21 protein-coding genes and 1 pseudogene are annotated in these 25,804 nt (G+C 37.9%); 12 read left to right on the top strand and 10 right to left on the bottom strand.

All coding sequences use genetic code 11. From position 1 onward, the window contains the following. Nucleotides 1-276 precede the first annotated feature (276 nt). On the top strand, nucleotides 277-2,991 hold the full coding sequence (gene gyrA / locus F936_RS05410; protein ID WP_003650180.1) for a DNA gyrase subunit A: 2,715 nt from the start codon (nucleotides 277-279) through the stop codon (nucleotides 2,989-2,991). A 44-nt stretch (nucleotides 2,992-3,035) separates the two neighbouring features. Here the strand turns inward: gyrA and F936_RS05415 are convergent, their stop codons facing one another. From F936_RS05415 to F936_RS05430, 4 genes are read right to left on the bottom strand one after another with little or no spacing between them, the layout of a single operon-like run. After that, nucleotides 3,036-4,133 (bottom strand): A1S_2622 family ABC transporter permease subunit, encoded by a 1,098-nt coding sequence (locus F936_RS05415; RefSeq protein ID WP_005045771.1) that lies wholly within the window; start codon nucleotides 4,131-4,133, stop codon nucleotides 3,036-3,038. After that, complete coding sequence (locus tag F936_RS05420) at nucleotides 4,130-5,260, bottom strand: ABC transporter permease (RefSeq protein WP_174704867.1); 1,131 nt, start codon at nucleotides 5,258-5,260, stop codon at nucleotides 4,130-4,132. The genes F936_RS05415 and F936_RS05420 overlap by 4 nt, the downstream gene beginning before the upstream one ends. 3 nt (nucleotides 5,261-5,263) lie before the next feature. Further along, entirely contained in the window at nucleotides 5,264-6,385 is a 1,122-nt protein-coding gene (locus F936_RS05425) for an HlyD family secretion protein (RefSeq protein WP_005045775.1), read from the bottom strand. 12 nt (nucleotides 6,386-6,397) lie between these two features. Continuing rightward, on the bottom strand, nucleotides 6,398-7,885 hold the full coding sequence (locus F936_RS05430) for a TolC family protein (RefSeq protein ID WP_005045777.1): 1,488 nt from the start codon (nucleotides 7,883-7,885) through the stop codon (nucleotides 6,398-6,400). Between the two features lie 387 nt (nucleotides 7,886-8,272). Between F936_RS05430 and serC the strand changes: the two genes are divergently transcribed. Continuing rightward, the gene (gene serC / locus F936_RS05435) at nucleotides 8,273-9,352 is read left to right on the top strand and encodes a 3-phosphoserine/phosphohydroxythreonine transaminase (protein ID WP_005045779.1); all 1,080 of its coding nucleotides are present in this window, start codon (nucleotides 8,273-8,275) and stop codon (nucleotides 9,350-9,352) included. Between the two features lie 59 nt (nucleotides 9,353-9,411). On the opposite strand, the gene F936_RS19300 is transcribed toward serC, so the two are convergent. Together F936_RS19300 and F936_RS05440 are read right to left on the bottom strand one after the other, a co-directional pair. After that, nucleotides 9,412-9,558, bottom strand: coding sequence for a hypothetical protein (locus F936_RS19300; RefSeq protein ID WP_005038822.1), 147 nt, complete (start codon nucleotides 9,556-9,558; stop codon nucleotides 9,412-9,414). 33 nt (nucleotides 9,559-9,591) lie between these two features. Next, nucleotides 9,592-10,533, bottom strand: a complete 942-nt coding sequence (locus tag F936_RS05440; protein WP_026055592.1) for a hypothetical protein — start codon at nucleotides 10,531-10,533, stop codon at nucleotides 9,592-9,594. A gap of 247 nt (nucleotides 10,534-10,780) precedes the next feature. Between F936_RS05440 and F936_RS05445 the strand changes: the two genes are divergently transcribed. Beyond that, nucleotides 10,781-11,269 (top strand): YaiI/YqxD family protein, encoded by a 489-nt coding sequence (locus F936_RS05445; protein WP_016801978.1) that lies wholly within the window; start codon nucleotides 10,781-10,783, stop codon nucleotides 11,267-11,269. 7 nt (nucleotides 11,270-11,276) lie between these two features. Continuing rightward, the gene (locus F936_RS05450; protein ID WP_005045785.1) at nucleotides 11,277-12,185 is read left to right on the top strand and encodes a DMT family transporter; all 909 of its coding nucleotides are present in this window, start codon (nucleotides 11,277-11,279) and stop codon (nucleotides 12,183-12,185) included. Nucleotides 12,186-12,214: 29 nt separating this feature from the next. Here the strand turns inward: F936_RS05450 and F936_RS19485 are convergent. Continuing rightward, a pseudogene (locus tag F936_RS19485) lies at nucleotides 12,215-12,295 on the bottom strand (PilZ domain-containing protein); the annotation flags it as partial. A 149-nt stretch (nucleotides 12,296-12,444) separates the two neighbouring features. Here F936_RS19485 and F936_RS05455 point away from each other — a divergent pair. From F936_RS05455 to F936_RS05465, 3 genes are all read left to right on the top strand, one after another. Beyond that, nucleotides 12,445-13,680 (top strand): lipoprotein-releasing ABC transporter permease subunit, encoded by a 1,236-nt coding sequence (locus tag F936_RS05455; protein ID WP_003650195.1) that lies wholly within the window; start codon nucleotides 12,445-12,447, stop codon nucleotides 13,678-13,680. After that, nucleotides 13,673-14,359, top strand: coding sequence for an ABC transporter ATP-binding protein (locus F936_RS05460; RefSeq protein WP_004643715.1), 687 nt, complete (start codon nucleotides 13,673-13,675; stop codon nucleotides 14,357-14,359). The genes F936_RS05455 and F936_RS05460 overlap by 8 nt, the downstream gene beginning before the upstream one ends. Before the next feature lie 83 nt (nucleotides 14,360-14,442). Next, nucleotides 14,443-16,875, top strand: coding sequence for a DNA internalization-related competence protein ComEC/Rec2 (locus F936_RS05465; protein ID WP_005045787.1), 2,433 nt, complete (start codon nucleotides 14,443-14,445; stop codon nucleotides 16,873-16,875). Here the strand turns inward: F936_RS05465 and F936_RS05470 are convergent. Further along, a complete protein-coding gene (locus F936_RS05470; protein ID WP_005045790.1) occupies nucleotides 16,828-17,811 on the bottom strand; it encodes a lysophospholipid acyltransferase family protein in 984 nt (327 codons plus the stop codon). The two genes, F936_RS05465 and F936_RS05470, sit on opposite strands and share 48 nt — an antisense overlap. Nucleotides 17,812-17,945: 134 nt before the next feature. Here F936_RS05470 and sppA point away from each other — a divergent pair, with 134 nt between their 5' ends. Both sppA and F936_RS05480 read left to right on the top strand, forming a co-directional pair. Beyond that, nucleotides 17,946-18,962, top strand: coding sequence for a signal peptide peptidase SppA (sppA, locus tag F936_RS05475; protein WP_005045793.1), 1,017 nt, complete (start codon nucleotides 17,946-17,948; stop codon nucleotides 18,960-18,962). 21 nt (nucleotides 18,963-18,983) lie between these two features. Further along, a complete protein-coding gene (locus F936_RS05480) occupies nucleotides 18,984-19,793 on the top strand; it encodes an alpha/beta fold hydrolase (RefSeq protein WP_004643713.1) in 810 nt (269 codons plus the stop codon). Between the two features lie 69 nt (nucleotides 19,794-19,862). Here the strand turns inward: F936_RS05480 and purN are convergent, their stop codons facing one another. Together purN and purM are read right to left on the bottom strand one after the other, a co-directional pair. Beyond that, the gene (purN, locus tag F936_RS05485; RefSeq protein WP_004643712.1) at nucleotides 19,863-20,492 is read right to left on the bottom strand and encodes a phosphoribosylglycinamide formyltransferase; all 630 of its coding nucleotides are present in this window, start codon (nucleotides 20,490-20,492) and stop codon (nucleotides 19,863-19,865) included. Further along, entirely contained in the window at nucleotides 20,489-21,559 is a 1,071-nt protein-coding gene (purM, locus tag F936_RS05490) for a phosphoribosylformylglycinamidine cyclo-ligase (protein ID WP_005045795.1), read from the bottom strand. The genes purN and purM overlap by 4 nt, the downstream gene beginning before the upstream one ends. Before the next feature lie 135 nt (nucleotides 21,560-21,694). Here purM and cxpE point away from each other — a divergent pair, with 135 nt between their 5' ends. From cxpE to rbtA, 3 genes are all read left to right on the top strand, one after another. After that, nucleotides 21,695-22,888 (top strand): chloramphenicol efflux transporter CxpE, encoded by a 1,194-nt coding sequence (gene cxpE, locus F936_RS05495; protein ID WP_004643710.1) that lies wholly within the window; start codon nucleotides 21,695-21,697, stop codon nucleotides 22,886-22,888. A 20-nt stretch (nucleotides 22,889-22,908) separates the two neighbouring features. After that, nucleotides 22,909-23,607, top strand: coding sequence for a DnaA regulatory inactivator Hda (gene hda, locus F936_RS05500; RefSeq protein ID WP_003650214.1), 699 nt, complete (start codon nucleotides 22,909-22,911; stop codon nucleotides 23,605-23,607). Nucleotides 23,608-23,943: 336 nt separating this feature from the next. Then, the gene (rbtA, locus tag F936_RS05505) at nucleotides 23,944-25,794 is read left to right on the top strand and encodes a rhombotarget A (protein ID WP_005045798.1); all 1,851 of its coding nucleotides are present in this window, start codon (nucleotides 23,944-23,946) and stop codon (nucleotides 25,792-25,794) included. Nucleotides 25,795-25,804: the final 10 nt, after the last annotated feature.

Consider the following 25,804-nt stretch of genomic DNA (forward strand, 5'->3'; position numbering starts at 1 on the left):
ATCTCATTTTAGGTTTGATTTTTATAGAATAAAAATCACATAGTTTTAATAAGGTGAACCTATGCTCATTACAGGGATATGATAAGAATAATATGCAATTAAATTATACAAATATCACCAGATTGACCATGTAGATTCCGTACATTCCAAAGCGCTTTTGTGCTATACTATACAGCTATATTTTTTTCGACTTTAGTTCAGTTTTCGGAACTAAATTTTTTGCAAGATCAAGACATATAAGCAGATGGAAATTTCTATCTGTAAGAAGGAGTATGCATGAGCGTATCGGAAATCCGACCGATTGCCATTGAGGATGAACTCAAGCATTCATATTTAGATTACGCGATGAGTGTAATCGTATCTCGTGCATTGCCGGATGTGAGAGACGGTCTAAAACCTGTTCACCGTCGTGTGCTATTTGCCATGCACGAATTGGGCAATGACTATAACAAAGCCTACAAGAAATCTGCACGTGTTGTTGGGGACGTAATCGGTAAATATCACCCTCATGGTGACTCAGCTGTTTATGAAACCATTGTACGTATGGCTCAGGACTTTAGCTTACGTTATTTATTGGTAGATGGTCAGGGTAACTTCGGTTCGATTGATGGCGATAGCGCAGCTGCAATGCGTTATACCGAAGTCCGTATGACAAAGTTAGCGCACGAACTTCTTGCAGATCTAGAAAAAGACACTGTTGACTGGGAAGATAACTACGACGGATCTGAGCGTATTCCTCAGGTGGTTCCGACACGTGTTCCAAACTTGCTAATTAATGGTGCTGCCGGTATTGCTGTTGGTATGGCAACAAACATGGCACCACACAACATGACAGAAGTTGTGAATGCATGTTTAGCCTATGCCGACAATCCGAATATCTCGATTGAAGGATTGATGGAATATATTACTGGTCCTGATTTCCCTACAGGCGGTATTATTTACGGTAAATCAGGTATTGTTGATGCTTACCGTACAGGTAAAGGCCGACTACACATTCGTGGTAAATACCATTTCGAAGAAGATGAAAAGACAGGTCGTATAACCATCGTCTTTACTGAAATTCCATATCAAGTTAACAAAGCAAGAGTTATTGAGCGTATTGCCGAGTTAGTTAAAGAGAAAAAACTTGAAGGTATTTCAGAGCTTCGTGATGAGTCTGATAAAGACGGTATGCGTATTGCGATTGACTTGAAACGCGGTGAAAACGCAGAAGTCATTGTAAATAACTTATTCTTAAATACACAGCTTGAAAACTCATTCAGCATCAACATGGTTTGTCTTGACAATGGACAACCAAAATTGATGAATCTGAAAGATATTATTGCGGCATTTATTCGTCACCGCCAAGAAGTAGTGACACGCCGTACCATGTTCGAATTGCGTAAAGCACGTGAACGTGGTCATATCTTGGAAGGCTTAACCGTTGCCTTAGCCAATATTGATGAAATTATCGAAACCATTAAAACTTCTGCTAATCCAGCTGAAGCGCGTGAGCGTTTACTTGCAGGTGAGTGGGCTGGTGGCGGTGTTGTTTCTTTACTTGAAAAAGCTGGCGCTATTTCTGTTCGCCCAGATGAAATCGAAGGTGAAAACCCAGATCGTCCATTTGGCTTATCTGAATCGATTTATCGTCTATCTCCAACGCAAGTAGGTGCAATTTTAGAGTTGCGTTTACATCGTTTAACGGGTCTTGAGCAAGATAAATTACATGCTGAATATACTGAAATTTTAGGTCAAATTGCTGAACTTACTGCAATTCTTAATGATTTCAATTTATTGATGGCTGTGATTCGTGAAGAGCTAGCACAAGTATTACAACAGTATGGTGATGGACGTCGTACGGAAATTATTGAATCACGTATTGATTTTAGTCGTGAAGATTTAATTCCAGAAGAACAAGTTGTATTAACGGTTTCACAAACAGGCTACGCAAAAACTCAACCGCTTTCTGACTATCAGGCTCAGCGCCGTGGTGGACGTGGTAAGTCTGCAACTTCAATGAAGAGTGATGACTTTATTCAACATCTAATCGTGGCTTCAAACCATGCGACTGTGTTGTGTTTTACTAACGTAGGTAAAGTATATCGCCTTCGCGTATTCGAAGTACCTCAAGCATCACGTGGTGCAAAAGGCCGCCCGATTATAAACTTGTTACCTTTAGATGCGAACGAAACAGTAACTGCGATCTTGCCGTTAACAGAGTTCCTAGAAAACCATTACGTATTTATGGCAACAGCTTCAGGTACAGTTAAACGTGTTGATTTAGAGCAGTTCTCTAACATTCGTTCAAATGGCTTACGTGCAATTGAACTTAATGAAGAGGATACCTTAATTGGTGTTGCGATTACTGATGGTAATCAGCAAATCATGTTGTTCTCAAATGAAGGTAAGGCAATTCGTTTTGCTGAAACTGATGTGCGTTCAATGGGTCGTACTGCTAAAGGCGTCCGTGGTATGCGCGTTAGCATTGCAAGCAACACTTTAAGTGAAGAAGATGCAGAAATTGAAAATGATGAATCTGATGATAATGAAGATTCAGCAGAGTTAAGTGTAGTAAGTCGCATCGTATCGCTTGTTGTTGTTCCTGAAACGGGTGAAGTGCTGTGTGCGAGTGCCAATGGTTATGGTAAACGTACTCCTGTAAATGACTTCCCAACCAAAAAACGTGGTGGTAAGGGTGTTATTGCAATTAAGACAAGTGAACGTAATGGTGAGCTTGTGGGTGCGGTATCTATTGATGAAAGCAAAGAACTTTTGCTTATTTCTGATGGTGGTACATTAGTTCGTACTCGCGCGGCAGAAGTTGCAATGACTGGTCGTAATGCACAAGGTGTACGTCTAATTCGTTTAAGCGAAGAAGAAACCTTGGTGGGTGTTGTGTCTATTGAAGCGGTTGAAGATGAAGAAGAGTTTCTCGAAGGGGAAGTGGATACTTCAGAATTAGATACCGAAGATGCAGTGTCTACGAATGACGATGCATCAGAAGAGTAAGTAGAAATTAAATAAAAAAGGAAGCGTAAGCTTCCTTTTTTATTTTATGAAGAAGATTTTTTAACAAGTCGATAATAAGCTAAGCACATTAATATTAATCCGGCTGTCGCAAGAAATATCAATTTGGGTACAACCGTTGCTAAAGGAACACCCATCTGATTAAGTTGTACAAACATTTGTACGGCATGTGTAGAGGGTAAACACCAAGCAAACCATTGTAACCACTCGGGCATGGCTTGATGAGGCCATGCAGCTCCAGTTAATAAGAATAAAGGTATAGAGCTAAATACAATAATATGTCCAGCACGTTCTGGCATATCTAAAAGTGAGCCAATCAGCATGCCTAATCCAATCACACAACTAATAAAAATAGGAACGGCGACTAGCAAACCAGTAAAGTTCCCACCGTGTGGATAGTCATTGAACCACAAGGTAAAACCGAAAAGATAAAAACATCCTAAACAGCCAATGGTAAATATACTTGCAAAAATTCCAGCGAAGCGAATACCTGTAATTTTTTGGTGTTGTTCACGGTAGCTTGCAATTAGCATCGCTAAACCTAGCACAATCGTTTGATGGATAATTAAACCTGCAACAGCTGGAAAAATATAACTTCCATATCCTGAAAGCGGGTTAAATAAAGGGACTTGATGAATAGAAAGGGCCGGTTGGAAATGTGTGCGCTCTCCAAATCTTTCAATATATTCTTTTAATGTGGCTTCAATGGATGTGGCTAAACCTAAACCAATTTCTTTAGTTTTTAAAAAGTTTGTTGTGCTCAGATATAAGCCAATTCCACCTGTTTCTCCTCGGCGTAAGCTTTGTGTTAAGTTGCTTGGTAAAAGTAAAATACCATCGGCCTTTTGTTCACGCACCATTTGTTCGGCTTGTAAGAAATTACTTGTAACGGTAACAATATGAACATGTGGACTATTCGCACTTTGGCCGATTAATTGAGAGGTTAATAGGCTTTGTTCTTCATCAACTATTACGATTGGAATTGATTCTGCACGTTCAGCTTTATAGGCGGTAGGATAAAAAAAGCTATAAAGAATGACCGATAAAATCAGAGTTGTGAAAACCGAGCTATTACTAACAATATCTTTAAATGTTTGCCCATAAGCCTTTAAAAACTCTTTCATGGAGTTGCTCCCCGAATTAATTTTTTAAGCAGCAGAGAGCTTAAAAAGAAGTAAATAAGGCAGTAACCCAGAAGTATTAAAAAGGGAATCATTGAAATGAAAAGTGGGCTACCAATCACCCATTGTTCGGTTTGCAGCTTGGCATAAGGTGTATAGGGAATAATGAGTGACCAAAATTTAGTGAAAATCGGTGCATTATTTAAAGGCAGAGTAACGCCTGCAAAACTTAAAGATGAGCCACCATAGACGGCAATAAAGCCAAAAGTTTTACTTAAATTTTTAGTGGCAAGAATGACCGTACTGCTAATCAGAGCATAGGCAAAATAAAGTAAGAACTGTGCGACCAGCAATAAACTTAAGGAACCCGCTACAAACCAGCCACGGATTTCAACTAGCCAAAACATCCATAACCATGTCCATACACAAAAAATAAGGCTATAGAGCAAATTTTTAGCCAATAAGCCTTGAATAAAATTTTCTCGGTTCACCCATTGAGTGAGGGTATTACGTTTTAGTTCTTGTCCAATTGCAAAAGCAACACAGCAGCATAGCAACAGATGTAATACGGCAGGAACCATAAATGGCTCTAAATAAAACTCATAGCTCATGCTCGGGTTGTAAAGCGTTGATACTTTTACATGAGCTGTAGGTACATCTAAATAGGGAATATTATTTGCAAGATAACTTTGGCCTGCATAGTCTGCTAAAGCATTGAGGGTACTTACCAGCATTGCCGAGGAAATCGTATTTCCCACGCTAAAGAAAGACTGGTTAAAAGCAATGCTGATTTGAGCATCTTGCGCTTTCACAAAGCGCTTTTCAGCGCCGTCCGGAATGAAAACATAACCCCAGATTTTAGTTTCGTTAAGTAATTGTTCAGCTTCAGTAGGGCTTGCCGTAATTGTTTTAATATCTACCGTATGATTCAACGAAAGATACTTTTCAATATTGCGGCTGAGTTCACTTTGGTCCTGGTCAATAATGGCAATGGGTAAATGTTCAGCTTTACCTGCGTAAAACATGCTGCTAAACAAAAAAATGATAAAAGCAGGGATAAGTGTCACCATGCACAAATCCCATTTATTGCTTTTTAGATAGTTTAGTTCGCGTAATATACTGGCAAACATAAGTTATTTTTCTTCTTTAATTTTAAATAAAACGCTCATACCCACTTTTAAATCTTTCACTGGGCGTTCAGGCTCAAGATGCAGTTTAAAGCTACGAATATCATAACCACCAGTTTGACGAGTAGTTTTAATCGTCGCAAATTCACCCTCAGCATCAATATTTTTAATTTTAAAAGTCACATTCTGATTCAGTGCAGGAATAAAACCTTCAAGGGTTTTATTTTTATAAACAGAAGCATATTGATTTTCACCCACGTTTAAGCTGACCCATAAATCATCATCTTCTAGAATGCTGACAACAGGTACACCCATAGCGACTAACTCGGAAGGCTTCCCGTAAGTTTTTGAAACTGTACCTGAAATAGGGGAAAATAAACGTGTCTCAGCTTCAAGTGCTTTTGCTTCGCCTACAGCTGCTTTTGCAATTTCAACCTGTGCATCTGCTGTAGACTTTTGTTGACTTGTACTACCTCGTTTTGCACGAGCATATTGTTGATAAGAGGCTTCACTTAATTCTTGCGCAGAAGTTTGAGCCGCTAGCATCTCATCTCGTCTTTGGCGTGAAATAACACCTTGTCTATATAAATTTTCACCACGTTGGTAAGTGGTTTTTGCAAGGTTTGCTTGTGCTTTGGTGCTTTGCCAGTTGGCATAGAGAGTATCGATATTTTCTTGCTGAGAACCGCGGTCTACCGTAGATTGAAATGCTAAAGCTGATTGTAAAGCTGCCAAGGCTTGTTGCTTTTTAGCTTCTATTTCTGGGCTAACCAAGCGAACAAGTGGCTGGCCTTTGGAAATTTTCTGGCCTTCTTGTACATAAATTTCTTCAATACGACTTGGAACTTTCGTACTCACGTGAATAGTTTCGGCTTCAACCCGACCTTGTAGTTCAATAGGCTTTGGCTGATAACTTTTCCACAAACCAAAAATAATTAAACCTAATAGCGCAATAATTACTAAGCCAATAATCAGTTTAAGCTTGGAGTTTTTAGGTGGTTGAGAGTCACCTTTATTTATGTTTGATTCAGGGGTGTCACTCGCTTGATCGTTTTTTTGAGATTGGTTAGTTTCTACCGTATCCGCAGCAAGAGAATCCTGTTCTGAATGAGATGATTCTTGATTCATTTTATACTCCTATTAACGGATATAGTCGGTATGTGGTTGATTGACATAAGCTTTAAATTGATCAATTGAACCATGGCTTTGCAATAGAATCGCGAGTGACATGACATATTTATATGCATTTAAAGCCATTTCAGTTTTTAAAGCACTTAAAGCATTTTGTGCATCAATCACTTGTGTTGCTGTACCCATTCCTTCACGGAAAGAAAGCTCTTGAATACGTAAGTTTTCTTGAGCGGCATTTACGTTTCTTTGTAAGAGTTGATGGCTTTGCTGAGCAGAGTTGAGTTCGTTATATGACTTATTCAGAAGTGCCTCAATTTCTTGTTTAGTACGTTCGGTCATAAGTTCAGAGGCATAACGCTTTAGTTCGGCGGCATGGATATTCTTATTTTTATCTACACCAGAGAATAGGTTGTATTTTGCCATTACACCTACAATCCAGTTTTCATTTTCATCAAGGGCATATTCACCAAATGCAAAAAGACTTGGTTTTTTTGCGGCTTGTTGAGCTTGAATATTTACATTAGCCAGTTGTGTATCCATCTGCATTTTTTGTACAAGGCTAGATTTTTGCGAATAACTTGTTAAAAGTGATTCTAGAGACTGGCTTGGAGTGTTATTTACAAATAAGGGCGTACTTAAATCTACATTATTTTGTTGATGTAAAAGATTATTAAGGCTAAAGCGACTGGCATTTAAGTTGGCTTGAGTACTTTGTAAAGTACGTTCCGCATTATTACGCGCGACTTCAAACTGCATGCGTTGCCCTTTACTAATAAACCCTTGTTGTTCGAGCTTTAGGGCATTGCTGTAATGTTTTTGCATGGCATTAAAGTTGAATAAACTACTTGCTACCAGTTGCTGCTGTAATTGAACATTAAAATAACTTTGTACAACTTCAAACCGCTGTACATCTTGTTGCTGTTGACTTGAAAGTTCAGAACGCTGTGCTTGAATGTTGGCTATTTTTTTTGCACTGCTGGTTAAGCCGCCTGTATATAGTGGCATAACGACCGAAATAGAAGGGCGTACAACCTGATCTTCTATAGTCAGGTTCGCATAGTCGGGAAAGCGATTTATACCATCATGGATGGTTTGATTTGCACCTTCTTGAACTTGTCCAAGCACATCCGATGGAATGACATTGTTCCACTGTGAAAGTTTATCGTTTAATCCCTGACTTAAATCATTCTCAAGCTTTTGTTTAAAAGAGGCGAGGGGTACGTCTGTTTCGCTATGAAAGGCATATGCTCTAACATTTAAATCAACTCGAGGTAATCCGAGTCCTTTCACTGCTTCAGCTTCTAGTTGAGACGCTTGCTGCAAAGCCTGATTAGCTTGAGTGCTATATGAACTCTTCAAAGCTTGTTGTTCCGCTTCAGCATAGCTTAAGCTTTGAGCATATAAATGATTTGTGAAAAAAAGTCCTAAGGCCAAAGCAAGATGCTTGGGTTTAAAGAAAAAGGGGCAAATAGACTGTCTATATCGATGTACTGGCATTTTAAATAACAATTTCTGGCATCCCTTATAGTTTAAATTTCTTGTTATTAAATTCAATTATCATCTTGTTTCTTATACATTTGTATAAAAACCTTGTAGTTTTAACCTCCCTTTAATTATTAATATGACGAAGCCTATATATTTGTAATCCCTATCAAAGTATGTGAAATCATAATCACAAGTCAAGCTGATCTTGATTGAATAAAAAATGTTTTAAATCGATAAAATTGGAAGTTAAAACAGAGAAATATATAGAACAATAATTGAAAAAATAAACCTAAATGTAGTCCAGCATTGAAATATTTACTTGAGAAGCTGCTGCAAGCTTAAGCAATCTGTGGTTAAATGCCATTTTTATTGTGTTTGACTTTATACAAGGGAAAAATCATGCGCGCGTACAATTTCTGTGCTGGTCCTGCTGCATTACCTACTGCCGTTTTAGAAAAAGCTCAACAAGAAATGTTGGATTGGCATGGTAAAGGTCTATCCATCATGGAAATGAGTCATCGTAGTGCTGATTATGTTGCTATGGCTGAAAAAGCTGAGGCAGATTTACGCAAGTTAATGAATATTCCAGAAAACTATAAAGTACTGTTTTTACAAGGCGGTGCGTCATTACAATTTTCTGCGATTCCTTTAAACCTTTTGGGTAAGAACAATAAAGCTGATTATATTGATACTGGCATCTGGTCTGAAAAAGCGTTGAAAGAAGCAAAACGTTATGGCGACATTAATGTTGTAGACGCTGGTATTAAAGTAGATGGTAAGTTCGCAATTTCTGAACAAAGCGAATGGAATTTATCTGACGATGCAGCTTATGTACATTATGCAGATAATGAAACGATTGGTGGATTACAGTTTGCAGGAATTCCTGATGTAAAAGCACCACTCGTTTGTGACTATTCATCAAGTATTTTATCTGCTCCATTAGATGTGACCAAGTTTGGTTTGATCTATGCTGGCGCACAAAAAAATATTGGTCCTGCTGGTTTAACAATTGTCATTATTCGTGATGACTTACTTGATCAAGCTAAACCAGAAATTCCAAGCATCTTGAAATATGGTGACCAAGCGAAAAATGGTTCTATGGTGAATACACCATCGACTTATGCTTGGTACTTGTCTGGTTTGGTATTTGAGTGGTTGCTAGAGCAGGGTGGGGTAGATGCTATCCATAAAGTTAACCTCGAAAAAGCTCAATCATTGTATGGTTATATTGACTCAAGCGATTTCTACAATAACCCGATTGCAATTCCAAACCGTTCAATTATGAATGTACCGTTTACCTTGGCAGATGAAGCTTTAGAAAAGCAATTCTTAAAAGAAGCGGAAGTAAACCATTTATTAAACTTAGCTGGTCATCGCTCTGTCGGTGGTATGCGTGCAAGTATTTATAATGCCGTACCATTAGAAGGCGTACAGGCTTTAATCAACTTTATGGATGATTTTGCAAAGCGTAATGGTTAAGCAAATCAAATAAATAAAGCCCTCAAATGAGGGCTTTATTTTTGAATAAATTTTATAAACTAAAAAGGAACTAAACCAAACTGGTGCATGAATATGGCAGCTAAAAACATACCCAATACAAAAAAGCAAAACGCACCAGTATCGACCTTTACGCGCAGGCTACTAGATTGAATGAGGCTGGTAGTTTGTTCGGGTATAATCTTCATTCAATAACCTAATTATTAAAATATTAGTGAAATTCAATTAGTTTCACCCTTTTTAGCACAAATAGTCGCCTGAATCCAGATATTACCGCGAATATATTCGCCAATATTAAAGTTTTTATACAAATCGTTTTTGGTTGCAATGCGCACTAATATGGCAGGAAGATCATCTTCTAAAACCAAAGTAACATCATAAAGGGTATATTCTGCCCCCATAAATGTCATAGAAGTTTTGCCAACAATATTACCTTGGAACCATGCTTCATCTTCTTGACCAAGATTTTCACCATATAAATAAGCGACCATTTTTGAAAAATCAACGGTTACAGGTTCTTGATCTTCTGGAGTTTTTGGTTGCCATTCATTAATGAGTTCCTGTAAATTTTCAGGAGCAACACCATTATGTTCAGTCAAAATCGCATTTAATGCACGGTGATGTTTAATTGAGGCTGGGTCATCAACAACGATTTTTTCGCCTGCTGGAACAGGTTCTAATTCATAAGCCCATGCATTAAATTGAACTTGATAGTCTTGGGTTTTGTCATATTGACAAGCGTTAACGCTAAATAAATTATCAAATGCATAAACCGTTGTATCTTTATTTAGTTTTAAACTTAAAACAGCTTGTGTCGCAGAGTCACAAGTAATGATACGTTCAATTTTCGCATTATATTGATATGGACTTTCAAAACTTGGAAAGGCTGTTTTGAGTGCGCGAGGTTTCTGATTTTCAACCGCAATAATCTGGTTGATTGTAACTTTTTGGTTTTGTGGGCCTTGAATCAACCAAAAAGATTGATCCATCTCTTCTTCATGTTCGCATAAGCCCATTGGCATTACGGGTGCATCAAGTGCTAGTCCTAACCATTTTGGTACATCTGTTTCGGGATGGGACGTCAATAGATTCCAATGTTCGCCATGACTACCAAAATTTTGCTCATTTACTTTAATAACTTCTGGACTGTTTTGATTTTTCATAAGCATGATGCTGTTGGGTTCACATTACTTGTTATATTAAATCGAGGGTGTTTGCTATTTTTCAAGTCACCATATGTAAATTCTCTTGTAAAAGCACATATTTAGTCATTGAAAGATAGATATTGCTGCTAATTATAAAATAAAAGGTAGATCTGGCTCTTAAAAAAACTTAAACACTAAATTAAAAATAAGTTTAATGTTTATTACTATTCACCTTAGAAAAGCATCTGTTAGACTTATATTTTTAATGGAAATAGAGAATAACTTGCTGCCATTTAAGCTATGGGTAGATGCAGATGCTTTACCAAGAATATTACGTGAAGTAATTTTGCGCGCATCAGATCGTTATCAGTTAGAAGTCATCTTTGTTGCCAATCAAAATGTTGGGATTACGCCTTCAGTTCGCATCAAGTCAATACAGGTTTTAAGTGGTGCCGATCAGGCCGACAAAGAAATAGTTGATCGTATGATTGAAAATGACATTGTCATTACGCAAGATATTCCACTAGCGGCTCAAGTAATTGAAAAGGGTGGCGTTGCTATTCATCCCCGAGGTGAGGTCTATACAACCGCTAATGTTAAAGCGCGGTTACATCTACGTGACTTCATGGATACGCTTCGTGGTGCGGGTGTACAAACTGGTGGACCGCCCCCTATTTCAGAGCGGGATAAGCGTGAATTTTCGAGTGCATTAGATCAAACAATTTTAAAGCAAAAACGTAAAACAGCTAAGTGAGCATCGCATGCCATCGCAAACCAATTTGGCTTTAACCTATGCCTTGTTAGTGTTTATATGGGCAACAACTCCATTAGCCATTGTTTGGAGTGTGTCCGATCTACATCTTATGTGGGCATTGTTGTTACGCTTTTTTATTGCGTTGCCTTTGGCCGTGACCATATTACTGATTTTAAGAACACCTTTTCCAACTCATCGACAAGCTATTCATAGCTACATTGCCGGATCTTTTAGCTTAATTGGTTCTCAAATTTTCACATATGCTGCTACTCAATATTTAAGTTCAGGCATGATTGCGCTTATGTTTGGTTTAGCTCCCATTATGGCTGGGCTGATTGGCCGTTTTGCATTCGGTCAGCAACTTTATAAGTTGCAATGGTTAGGTATGGCTATTGCCGTAAGTGGTTTAGCGATTATTTGCTTGAATGGATCGAATCAGCATGTGCATCCGTTTGGCATTGTTCTCATGCTAATGAGTGTTTTTGTCTATTCTTTTTCAATTTTCTGGGTTAAGAAAGTTAATGCACAAATTCAGCCTATGGCTCAGGCAACGGGCTCTATTTTAGTTTCTTCAATTTTGGCAAGTTGTCTTATTCCATTTATTTGGCAATATGCACCAACACATTTACCAGAAGCTAAATCTTTATTTGCCTTAATTTATACGGTATTGATGGCTTCATTAGTTGCCATGTTTTGTTATTTCAAGCTTATACAAAATATTCAGGCAACGACTTTATCTTTAACGACAGTTATTACGCCAATGTTAGCCATGATGATTGGAGCTGCTTTAAATCATGAACAACTTTCGATTATGGTTTTTGTGGGTGCTTTAATTATCCTGTTTGGACTATTTTTATATTTCTATAAAGACATTCAAGCAAATCGAAATTTTGTCCGACATATTAAGCCTAAATAGGAGAAGATTTGGGTAATTTGTTGAGCTTATTCATTAAATTGTTCTAATTCGTAGCGAAATGCATGATCAAATTGATCTCCCAACTTAAGTAGTAGAAAATAGCGCAGCAATATAATATTAGGATTGTTAAGGAAAGATCAGAACTTACTGATTTTTAAACCTTAATACAGCATCTAACGATATGGCCAAATAGTAGATGTGGATGCGATTTGACATGAGCATCTGCTATTTCCCATCAATCACCTTGGATTTAGAAGGTATGTTTAAACCAATCTCACTGTATATAGGGTTGAGATATACTCGCGCAAGACGCAGTAATCATTTTATTTCTTTTATTGCATTGGTTTCGATGGTCGGTTTGACACTAGGTGTCGCTGTGCTGATTACGGTACTTTCTGTGATGAACGGTTTCGATCGCGAATTAAAAAACCGTGTTTTAGGAATGGTTCCGCAAGCGACAGTTTCATCTACACAAATCCTCACAGATTGGCCTGAACTAGTAAAACGAGTTGAACATCATCCACATGTAACTGGGGTTGCACCTTTTACCCAATTGCAAGGTATGTTAACCGCGCAAGGGCAAGTCGCAGGTATTATGGTGACGGGTATTGACCCAAAATATGAAAAGAATGTGTCTATTATTCAAAATCATATTGTTGCTGGTAGCTTAGATTCACTTAAAAAGGGTGAGTTTGGTATTGTTCTTGGTAAAGATATGGCCGATTCATTAGGCTTACGTCTAAACGACAGCGTGACATTGGTTTTACCTGAAGCAACACCATCTCCAGCAGGTGTAGTACCTCGTTTTAAACGCTTTAAAGTGGTTGGTATCTTTAGTGTAGGTGCTGAAGTCGACTCTATGGTGGGTTACATCGCTCTATATGATGCGTCAACCCTATTACGCTTACCAGATGGTGCTCAAGGTGTCCGTTTAAAACTAGATGATATTTTTGCCGCGCCAAAAGTTGCGGACGACTTGGTAAAAAGTTTACCAAGTAATTTCTACGCGACGAACTGGACCTATACGCATGGCAATCTGTTTAATGCCATTCAAATGGAAAAAACACTAGTTGGTTTGTTACTTGTACTTATCATTGTGGTTGCAGCATTTAATATCGTTTCGTCTTTAGTGATGGTTGTTACTGATAAAAAATCAGATATTGCCATTTTGCGTACATTAGGCGCATCACCATCAATGATTACTAAAATATTTATGGTGCAAGGTACTGTCATTGGTGTGATTGGTACAGTTGCGGGTACGGTTTTAGGTGTAATTTTGGCTTTAACCATTAGTGATATCATTTCATGGTTTAACAATGTGTTGGGCCTAAATCTATTTGATGCTTACTTTGTGCATTACCTTCCTTCTTATTTAAGATGGCAAGATGTGACGATTATTGTGATTGTCTCTTTACTTCTAAGCTTCTTGGCGACTATCTATCCGGCGCTTCGTGCTGCCAAAGTTCAACCTGCCGAGGCACTGCGCTATGAGTAAAATTGTTTTAGAAGCGAAAGATATCTATAAACATTTTGATGATGGTAAATCTAAGGTTGAAGTCATTAAAGGTCTTTCTTTACAAGTTGAAGCAGGGCAGTTTGTTTCGATTGTTGGTGCGAGTGGTTCAGGTAAAAGTACTTTGCTTCATGCGCTAGGTGGTCTAGAGCAACCAACGCAAGGACAAGTATTTTTAAATGGTCAGCGTTTTGATAATTTAGGTGAAGCCGAGCGTGGTTTTCAACGTAACAAATACCTCGGTTTTGTTTATCAATTTCACCATTTGTTACCTGAGTTTACTGCGCTTGAAAATGTGGCAATGCCTCTTATGCTTCGCCCAGATAGCCAATACAAATCAGTAAAAGCACAAGCTGAATATTTACTAGACCGAGTGGGTTTATCTCATCGTATGGATCATCAGCCAGGTGAGCTTTCAGGCGGTGAGCGCCAACGTGTCGCTTTGGCTCGTGCTTTGGTCACTCAACCTGCGGTTGTTTTGGCTGATGAACCAACAGGAAACCTAGATCGTAAAACAGCTTTAGGCATTTTTGAATTATTGACCGATCTTAAGAAAGAATTAAATATGGCGATGCTCATTGTGACTCATGATGAGCAGTTGGCTCAGGCAGCAGATTCAATCTTGCATATGGAAGATGGTCTTTGGGTGAGCGGTTCTTAAAAAATTGTCATTAAATCACATTGTTAAAGCCCACTCAGTTGGGCTTTAATTTTGCCCCTAAAAAGATAATGATATGATTTTAAATGTTAAAGCTTATTTTAGTGGGGTGGGTTGTAGGTATTGCATTTATGGGAATAGATCTTCCTTTAATAATGCAATATGGTTGGATTGGTAAAGTTGTCCTCTTTATCAGCTTAATTTTTTATATTTTTAAGCGGCATATTGTTGTAAATCGACCTATATTAAAAGGAGTTTATTATTTAATCTGTGGTCTAAGCCTTTTTGTTCTAGGTCATCAATATGCTCAGCATGCCTTAAATGAAAGATTACAACTACGGGAGATGCAACCTGAGTCTTTAGACATTGTTGTGTATATAGACCGAATAAGTGAAGAAAACGATAATAAGATACAGCAACTCGCTCAGGTTCTAGGGCGGTCATCTCATGTAGTGAATTGGTTATTATATTTAAAAAATGAAAATGAGAAGGCATTGATAGAGGGGCCAAAATTACAATTAGGTCATTACTATCGGATTTCGGGTAAAACCAGACCAGCTCATAGTTATGCAGTATCAGGTGCTTTTGATCAGGAGCAATGGTTCATTCAACGAAATATAATGTCAGGTTTCAGTGTTCAGCATATTGAACCTTTAAGCTCTGATGAAATTTATCGATTGGGTTATCAAAATCATTTACAACAGCAACAAAAGTTTTTTACTAGACAACAATTAAATATAGAAAAATTGCGCCTAAAATTTAGATTGATGCTAAAAAAATCTCCCTTACAGAACAAAGGACTGTTATTAGCACTTCTGACAGGGGATGAAAGTCTTTTAAATGAGGATACTAAAAATCAATTTAAACAGTTAGGAATCTCTCATTTGTTGGCCATTTCAGGGCCTCATGTCCTTATTTTTTCCATCATGTTGTCTTGGGGATTGCATCAATTAGTACGACGTTATTATCCTCAGATTTATTTGTGGCACCCCAAGCAAATATTAGCAATGATTCCGTTATGTTTTGGTGTTTTGATTTATACGGCTTTTGTCGGCTTTGAAATTCCAGCCTTAAGAACTTTACTTTCAGTATTTTTATTTGCCTTTTTATTGTTAGTCGAACTGCCTGTTAAACCATTTTCGCTCTTGGTTTATAGCGCAAGTCTACTTTTACTTTTCGATCCCTTCAGTGTTTTATCGGCAGGTTTTTGGCTCTCTTATGGTTCTTGCTTTATTTTATTACGCATTTATCAAACCATCGTACAGGCTCCAAATCTTGCCTCATTGAGTTTGCTATCTAGAATAATTCTTTTAAGCAAAACCCTCATTGAATCTCAGGGCAAAATATTTATCGCCCTATGTCCCTTAATGCTGTTTTTCTTTCAACAAATTTCATGGGTTGCACCTCTCACAAATATTATTGCAGTTCCTTTGCTAGGAGGAATTATTGTTCCTTTGAATATTTTTGCTGCTTGTATGTGGCTTATTTTTAATTCAATTGGAAATGCACTCTTTCAGATTAATGATATTTTGCTCAGTATAGTGCTGACATGTTTTAGTTTTTTAGAGAAGTTATCTCTACCGTTGCAAGGTTTTAGCCTGACACCACTTGCTTTAGTGTGTCTTAGCTGTGCCATTATTATTTTATTTTTACCGCGTGGTATTTTACCGAAATCTTGGGGGCTCATATGTTGTTTACCCTTAATCATTCCAAATAAGTCATCCCAGCAAATCCAATTAAATATTATAGACGTAGGCCAGGGCCAAGCGATTTTTTTACAACATTCAGAGCAGACATGGTTAATTGATACTGGCGGTTCTTATGATGAGAAGGCCTTTAGTATTGGTCAAAATGTAGTGATCCCATATTTACGTCAGAAAGGTATTAAACAGTTAGATCATGTGGTGTTATCTCATCTTGACCAAGATCATAGTGGTGCATTTCCGGCGATAAGTCAGGCTTTTCCTATCAAACAGGTCATATCGAATGAGCTGTGGAAAGAGCAGATTAAAGAACCATTTACTTATTGTCATCAAGGGCAAAAATGGCAATATCCACAATTAGATATTGAGATACTTTGGCCTAAAGAAAATGATTTAAATTTAGTTTCTTTAAATCAAAATCAATACTCTTGTGTCGTTTATATTCATTTAAAACAGATAAAAGGTTATCAAAACTATTTAATTATGGGGGATGCCGGATGGGAAGCAGAATATCAATTGATAAAAGAATATCCTGATTTAAAGGTAGATGTTTTGGTATTAGGCCATCATGGTAGTAAACATAGTTCTGCCTATGACTTCTTAGCGACTTTAAATCCCAAGCTTGTTGTTGCCTCTGCCGGTTTTAATAACCGTTATGGTCATCCAAGCAAAGAGGTGATAGCGAGAATACAAGCACTTAATATTCCTTTTAAAAGTACAATTGAGCAAGGAACATTAAGTTTTGTATCGCGCAATCATCAAATGATTTTATACACTCGACGTTTTGAGCGCACTTGGCTTCACAGAACTTTGTGAAGCCTCAGCTTTAAGTTTGGCAACAATTTGAAGTGCTTCATTTGGATCAATATTATAAACATTTTCTAAAGCAGGATTTGCTTTAAAACGTTTATAGCTCCAGTGATAGTGTTCTGGATAACGCTGGATGAGTTGTTCAATAGCCTGATGAATGACATAAGTTCCATCATCCGCACTACCTTCGTAGATCTTCTCATCCATAGGTTCAATGTACATCGTAAAGCCGTCATTTTCGTTACGAATTGCGTAAAGGAATAAGGCTTTTGCTTTAGTTTTTTGGATGAGCTTGGCACTTAAGTTACTTGAGGCAAGTGGAACACCAAAATAATTGATCATATCGCCGCCGATGTTGGGGGTATGGTCAGGTAAAATTACGGTGGTTTCACCTTGTTTTAAAGCTTTAAAAATTTGTCTTACACCAGTTTCATCGGTAGGGACCAAATTGGCTTCCTCACGACTACGTGCCTCTCTAACAAAACGGTCTGCATCTACATTTTTTACAGGCTTGTATAAAATTGTCATTGCTGTGAATTGTGCACACCAGGCATTCATGATTTCCCATGTACCAAAATGTGGAACAATTAAAACAACCCCTTTTTTTGCTGCAAGTGCTTCATGAAAGTAATGCTCACCTTCAATATGGTGAATTCTCTCAATATTTGTACTATTTGATGATCCCCAAATACTGAAAAATTCAAAGTATGAGGTTAACTCATTACGAATAGCTTGCTGTGTAATGTCTATTCGCTGCTGTGGCGTTAAATACGGAAGAGTAATTTGTAAGTTAAGTTCTATACTTTTTGATGTTTTAGTAATTTTTAAAGTATTGATTAACCCTGCCAACATACGAGCAAAAAAACGTCCAAATTTAATTGGCTGGCGGCTAAAAGTTTTGAGTAGGTAATAGTTCATGCTTTTTATATCTACTTTGGTCATCTATCGCGGGAAAAAGGAAGCAATAATTAAAAAAAGATAAAATTATTATAAATGAAATCATATTATTTAGACAGTTTTTATCAAATCAACGTATATAATGACCATCATTTTAGATTAATTTGGATTGGAATTTTATGTCCGATTGGCCGCCAAAACCACAAAATGAACCTATAATCCCTAAACAAAATGGACCAGAATGGCAAATTCTCGAAAAGGCTGTGCTTGCCTCTGTAGAGGAACAGCGTCGTAGCCGTCGTTGGGGTATCTTCTTTAAAACATTAACTTTTATTTATCTATTGTTCATTATTGTACTCATGGGTAAAGGCTGCTCAACCAGTAAAGAAGGATCTGCTGTAAGTAGCAGCAGTGCTCATTTGGCAGTGGTAGATATTATTGGAACTATTGATGCTTCAAGCAATCAATCTGTGAATAGTGAAGATACCAATAAAGCGCTTAAGCGTGCTTTTGAGGCATCAAATAGTAAAGCAGTTGCACTTAATATTAACTCACCTGGCGGTTCTCCTGTTCAGTCTGATGAAATCTGGCAGGAAATTCGTTATTTGAAAAAACAGCATCCTGATAAGAAGGTTTACGCCGTTATTGGTGATATGGGTGCATCGGGTGCGTACTATATTGCTTCTGCTGCAGATGAGATTATTGTTAATCCATCGAGTTTAGTGGGCTCAATTGGTGTCATCATGCCTAATTATGGTATTAGTGGTTTGGCTCAGAAGCTTGGTATTGAAGACCGGACGTTAACCTCTGGAGCTAATAAAGACATTTTAAGTATGACAAAACCGATTGATCCTGCGCAAAAGCAGCACATTCAATCTGTTCTTGATAATGTTCATACTCACTTTATTACCGCAGTTAAAGAAGGACGTGGAAAGCGTTTGAAATCGAATGATCCAGCTATTTTTTCTGGTTTGTTCTGGACTGGTGACCAAGCAATCCAGTTAGGCGTTGCTGACCGTTCAGGTAACATTACGAGCTTGATGCGTGAGCTAAACCTTGGTAATAAAGTTGACTACACAATTGAGCGTAACCCTTTAGAATCAATTTTAGGTCGTATGGGTGCACAACTAGGGCAAGGGGTAAGTGAATCTATTGCTCAAGAAGTGCAGACTCGTCAAAGCGCAAAATTACAATAAAATCTGTTTTAGGATAGCGGTATGTCAATGAAACCAGTTATACACTTTGCTCATGCGAATGGCGTACCGTCAAAAGTGTATCAAAAACTGTTTGATCAGTTGAAAGGGGAATATGACATTATTTATGTTCCCCTGATTGGTCCTGATAAACGTTATCCTGTGACTAACCATTGGCCTTCTTTGGTCGATCAGGTGATTGATAGTATTGTGCGGCAGGCGAAAGGACGTAAAGTCATTGGACTTGGACATTCTCTTGGTTCAGTTTTAACTTTGATGGCCTCTTTTCAGCGCCCTGAACTCTTTTCTCAAGTGATTATGTTAGACCCGCCTCTTATTTTAGGACGATATTCATTTGCTTTTCATATGGCAAAATTATTTCGTCCTAAATTGGTTGATGCGATGACACCAGCAGGCTTATCTGCACGTCGTCGTGAACATTGGGAATCGAGAGAACAGGCGGCCGAATTACTGCGTCCTAAAGGCTTCTATAAAAATTTTGATGAAGATTGTTTTCAAGCTTACATTGACTATGCTTTAAAAGAAGACTCGGTCCGCGGTGGAGTTACTTTAACTATTTCTCGTGAAGATGAAGTTGCAATTTTTCGGAAAAATCCTTCTTGGTGGTGGCTACCAATGCCAAAACCTAAGATGCCTGTGCATTTAGTTGTGGGTAAAGGAAGTGATTTCTTAAAAAGAGGCTTTCCTCAAATGGCAAAGCGAAAAATGGGAATTCCGTTTACCGTGGTTGAAGGGGGGCATATGTTCCCTCTAGAACATCCTATTGATACAGTGAACTCTATAAAAAAATTGATTCATACTCAGCCAAATTAATTTTTAAACTTATAAAAAAAGGACATGCTAGCATGTCCTTTTTTTATTTTTGCTTGTAAGTAAAATGCTTTACCAATTTGCAAAACGAATAGGGTGTTTAAGAACTTGATCACGGAAATAAGCTTGACCATTTTTCCATGTAAGTTGACCGTTACATAACCACTCTGCTACTTGTGGGTAAATAAAGTGCTCAAGTGTATGTACTCGATCTGCTAATGAAGCGGCAGTATCATGTTCTTTAACTGAAATAGCGGATTGGGCAATTGATTGACCAGAATCTAGTTCAGCAGTTACAAAGTGTACGGTACAACCATGTAAACGATCACCTGTATTTAAAACACGTTGATGAGTGTTCACGCCTTTGTAAGCTGGAAGAAGTGAAGGATGTATATTCAGCATTTTCCCTTGCCATTTATTGACAAAGGTGGGAGTTAAAATGCGCATGAAGCCGGCTAAAATAACTACATCCACTTGCCAAGCCAAGAGTTGTTGATGCATTGCTTCATCAAACACTTCACGAGTTGGAAAGTCTTTATGGGAAATAACAGCCGTAGCAATATTAGCTTTTTGAGCACGCTCTAGGGCATAAGCATCTGCTTTATTAGACAGTACACCTACAATTTGCCCTGATAGATTTGCATCTATCAAGGCTTGTAAGTTACTGCCGTTCCCAGAGACTAGAACAGCAATTTTTATCATGCAAAGATCACACGAATTTTTTCGTCTGCGCCTTCCACTGATTCAGCATTTTCTTGGATGTGTCCGATTTTCCAAGCTTTTTCACCTTGAGTATTAAGCACTTCAATTGCTTTTTCTGCATCATTTGCATCAACAGCAATGACCATACCTACGCCACAGTTAAACGTACGGTACATTTCAAAGCGTTCTACATTGCCTTCGCGTTGTAGAAGTTGGAATAATTCAGACCATTCCCAAGAAGCTTCATCAATGACAGCTTGTGCACCATTTGGTAATACACGAGGTAAGTTACCTGGTAAACCGCCACCAGTGATGTGTGCCATAGCATGTACATCAACTTGTTTGCATAGCTCAAGAACTGGTTTTACATAAATACGAGTTGGCTCCATTGCAACATCAGCAAGAGGACGGCCATCAATCGTTTGAGTTAAATCAACATTTTTAACGTCTAAAATTTTACGTAATAATGAATAACCATTTGAGTGAGCACCACTTGATGCAACACCAATAAGCACATCACCAGACTTTACTTTAGAGCCATCAATAATTTTACTTTGCTCAACAACACCAACAGCAAAACCAGCAAGATCGTAATCTTCGCCTTCATACATGCCTGGCATTTCTGCGGTTTCCCCACCTACAAGTGCGCAACCTGCAAGCTCACAACCTTTACCAATACCAGTAACAACATTTGCAGCAACGTCAACATTTAAGTGACCAGTTGCATAATAATCAAGGAAGAATAATGGTTCTGCACCACAAACTAAAAGGTCATTTACACACATAGCCACAAGATCTTGGCCGATTGTGTCATGACGATTAAGATTAAGTGCCAAACGTAATTTAGTTCCTACACCATCGGTTCCAGAAACTAAAACAGGCTCTTCATAACCTTTAGGAATTTTGCATAGTGCACCAAAGCCACCAAGACCGCCCATTACTTCAGGACGACTTGTACGTTTAGCGACTGACTTGATACGATCGACCAGTGCGTCGCCCGCTTCAATGTCGACACCCGCATCTTTATAGCTTAAACCGGTATTTGGGGTAGAAGTTGAGTTGCTCATAAATGAAGTCTCCGCATTGGCGGCAGATTATAACCTGAATATACGAAACTCTTATGTTATTTATGCTCGAAAATGCTATCTTTAATAAAAATATTTTTTCATTTATAACGATTAAATCAAAAAAGGCTAGATTTTATGCAAGATCGTATACTGCGCCGTATTTTTTTACTCGCAGGTATTGTATTGCTGGTATGGGTATTGTACTTACTCAAGCCTGTAGTCATTCCTTTTATCGGCGCTTTTTTCCTGGCTTATTTATTCAGTCCACTTGTTGATGTTCTGGTAAAAATCAAATTGCCTCGCTGGTTAGCAATTAGCGTGGTGTTTATAGGAATAGGTGTAACTCTAACCATCGCTTTGTGGTATTTGGTTCCTCTAATCTGGAAACAATTGGTTTATGCCCGAGATAGTATTCCAGCTGGTATTCACTGGATTAACGCTACCTTTTTGCCTTGGGTATCTTCAACTTTTAATCTACAGGCAATGGAAATTGACACAGAGCAGATGTCTAAAGCTGTGATGGAATATGTTCAAACCAATTATAGTGCCGATAGTATTCAGTCAGTGTTATTAAAATTGGCCCAGTCTGGTTTGAATTTTATTCAAATTGGCGGAACAGTTGTTTTAATTCCAATTATTGCTTTTTATTTTTTACTAGACTGGGATCGTATGTTGCAGAACTTACGTCGTCTCATTCCACGTCGATATGAAGCAACTACCTTGCAGATCGTTGGTGAATGCCATAGCGTTTTAGGGGCATTTGTTAAAGGTCAGTTTCTCGTCATGCTATTGCTAGGTATAGTATATGCAGTTGGTTTGCAGCTCATTGGTTTGGAAGTTGGTCTTATTATTGGTATGGTGGCTGGCCTTGCCAGTATTATTCCTTATTTAGGGTTTGCAGTAGGTATTATTGCCGCGGTTATCGCAAGCTTGTTTCAGTTCGGATTGGACTGGATGCATTTATTACTTGTTGGTGTGGTTTTTATGATTGGCCAAGCTATCGAGGGCTATATTCTACAGCCATTCTTACTGGGAGATAAAATTGGTCTATCTCCTGTAGCAGTTGTCTTTGCAGTATTAGCAGGTGCACAGCTTGCAGGGTTCTTAGGAATGCTCATTGCATTGCCTGTTGCGGCTGTTATTGTAGTGTTGTTGAAGCACTTAAGAGATAACTATGAAAGAAGCTCACTTTATGCTCCATCTTCTGCGTTAGTAATACAACAAGGTGATATTGAGCAAATTCATGTAGAAACCGAAAGCACTAAGCTTGATCTTGAGGTTAAAACACAGCAAGATACAGATGAACTGAAACCATCTGACCAGAAATAATTTCAAGGTTAATTCAATATATGCGTCAACTCCAACTGGATATAGAACCTCAACTTGATGCCCGAATCAGTGACTTTTCGGGACCAAGTTGGGGGAATGTAGTCGATGCTGTGCGTCAACTACATGCTGGTCTGGTCAGTAGGTTTTATATCTACGGTGGCGCAGGGACAGGTAAGAGTCACTTACTTTCCGCAATTTGTGACTCTTATTTAGAAATAGGCAAATCTGCAATTAAAGTTTCTTTACTTGAACTTCTTGATGCTCCTATCGAAGCAATTACTTCTTTAGAGCATTATGACCTTGTGGCTTTAGATGATATTGAATCGATTAGTGGTGTGCCGCATTGGCAAAAAGCTGTCTTTCATTTAATGAATAATCACGAAGGGCAGTTGGTATTTTCTTCGCGTGTAGCGCCTATCGAATTAAAGTTGGAATTACCAGACTTACAGTCACGACTTACCCAAGCGGTCAGCGTTAAAGTGCCGAGTGGAAGTCTATATGCGGACCGCTATGCCTTGGTTACATCTGTAATGTCTAGACGTGGTATTCATTTTGATCAGCAAATTGTTGACTATTTATTGTTGCATGGTCCTCACCAAGCCTCTCTTTTACTACAGACAGTTGCCCAATTAGAAAAATTGCTCAAAGGCGAAAAAACAAAACTTTCGAATGCAACTTTAAGGCAAATTTATGCTTTGATTGATGAATATCAACAATAGAAATTCTTTCATTCTGCTTTATTGCTTTGCCTAAATTTATAAAAACCTATTAAAGATAGAGTCTCTGGCACAAGATTTCTAATTTCAGAGCACTTGCCTATATATCTTTGTAAATCTCTTTCTAATTTTTAATAAGCCACTTTTTTGTATTTAAAAAACTTTTTTAAATCTAAGAAGCTTTTTGTAATCTGGTTCAAAAATGACTCTATAGACCGACCAAAATGTCTTGAGAAATTCTACTTGCTGTGACAAAGTACGCACAAAGGATGCGATTGCAAAAGCGGAAATTTTGCAATTTTGACAAAAAAAATGAAAAAAAGATGTAAGGAGATGGGTATGCTCAAACGGAGCATTGCTTTTGCTTTATTGGCTGCTGCTGGACACGCTTATTCTGCCGATATTCAAGTCACAAGCTTAATTGATGAAGATAAAGACGATACGCTATGTACGTTGCGTGAGGCTGTACAATTTCTTAATTATCGTGCATCTTCCAATGCTGCTGATGTTGAAAAATATGCAACTGGTTATCACGGATGCGGAGGTAAAGACGCCTCTTCAAATATTATTTTGAAGCGTGATAAAGAATATGCATTAAATAAAAGTATAACAATTACAGGGCCTCTCAATATTCTTACAGAGAGTGACTCTAGTTTTATTGATAATGATGCTCCAGGAACCCATAACGCTAGCATTAAAATGGCAGGTACAGACCGCCTGTTTAAAATTGATGATGATAATGTTGAAAAAACCTCTTTCTCAGTTTCTTTGAGTGACCTTAATTTACAAGGGGCTGGCTCTAAAACTTCAGCATTAGATGGCGGGTTAATTTATAACCATGAACAATTAACTATTAAAAATTCACGTTTGCTTAATGGTTACGCCACTCGTGGTGGTGCAATTTATAATGCTGGTAATTTATCTAATACTACAAGAACAGCTGGTACAGTTACCCTTACCAATAATTTAATACAGAATAATAAAGCGGGTCAGGGAGCAGTTTTATATAGTGAAATGCCTCTTTATTACATTACTCAATCTGTTTTACGTGATAATGAAGTTACAGCCGCAGATAACGCTTTATTGTATGTTCAAACTAAGTTTGCAGATGAAAGTACTGGGGGATATTTAACTTCACGTGCTATTGGATTAAGTAATAGTACAATTTTTCATAATAAAGGTGGTTTTATTGCAAATGTTCGAGATGGGATGTTTGTTAATAATATTACTATGATTAAAAATGCCAAAGGGCTATTTCTTGATGCTCCTCAAGGGAATGCTTCTGTTTCAAACAGTATATTAGTAGGGAATACTCTAAATTGTCAGGTAGGTACAGCCGACAAAGCAATTATACAAAGTAATTTAGTTACAGCAGAATGTAACCGAAATGCGACATCAAAGCTTCCTAACATTCTTTATCCCGCTAATGAAAAATTAATTGCGGGAGATACAGATGAAGGTGTGTGCGATGTAACTGCTCAAAATGGATTGTTATGCCCTTATAACACGCCAAAAAATAGCTTTCTGGGTTTCTTTAGACCACGATTACTCGAGAATTATAAAAATTTAGCTGAATCATTGATCATTAATAAAGGACGTCTTTATAGTGATGGCTCTTCAATTGGTTTAGCGAGTTGTGAAAGATACGATCAACGTGGTAAGAGTCGGAGTGGATATGATGAACTCTGTGATTTAGGTGCAATCGAATATATTGTAGATAGTGAAGTCTCTTCGGTTGGTCAAGATATTAAATATGGCCAAGTTGCAAAATTCGGTATTTTAGGTTCTTTAAGTGAAGCTGATTTGGTTACGCCTGCTACGTGTAAGCGATTGTTCGGCGAGCGTGCTGATGGCAAAGACTGGCAACCAGGATGTCTTAAAGTTAGACAAAGTACAGATACACCAGTTTCAAAAGGCACTATAACCTTAGATCAAAATGGTAATGTGATTTATACGCCAAATGGAAATTGGCATGGTGCAGATATTTTTAGTATTCAAGTAGTTACTAGTGTATCTCGTTTTAATGAGGGTGAAGATTTTCAATATATTACTATCCCAACAAGAATTGTTCAGGAACCTTTATCTGGAATTGAAGATAAATCGGTGAGTACTGGCGGTGGGGGGAGTGTAGGCGGTGGTTTAATTTTAGGGTTGTTTGGATTAATTGCATTACGCCGTTTCAAGTCATAAACAGGGATGT

Origin of the sequence: Acinetobacter calcoaceticus DSM 30006 = CIP 81.8, assembly GCF_000368965.1 — a bacterium.
GTDB classification, from domain to species: Bacteria; Pseudomonadota; Gammaproteobacteria; order Pseudomonadales; family Moraxellaceae; genus Acinetobacter; species Acinetobacter calcoaceticus.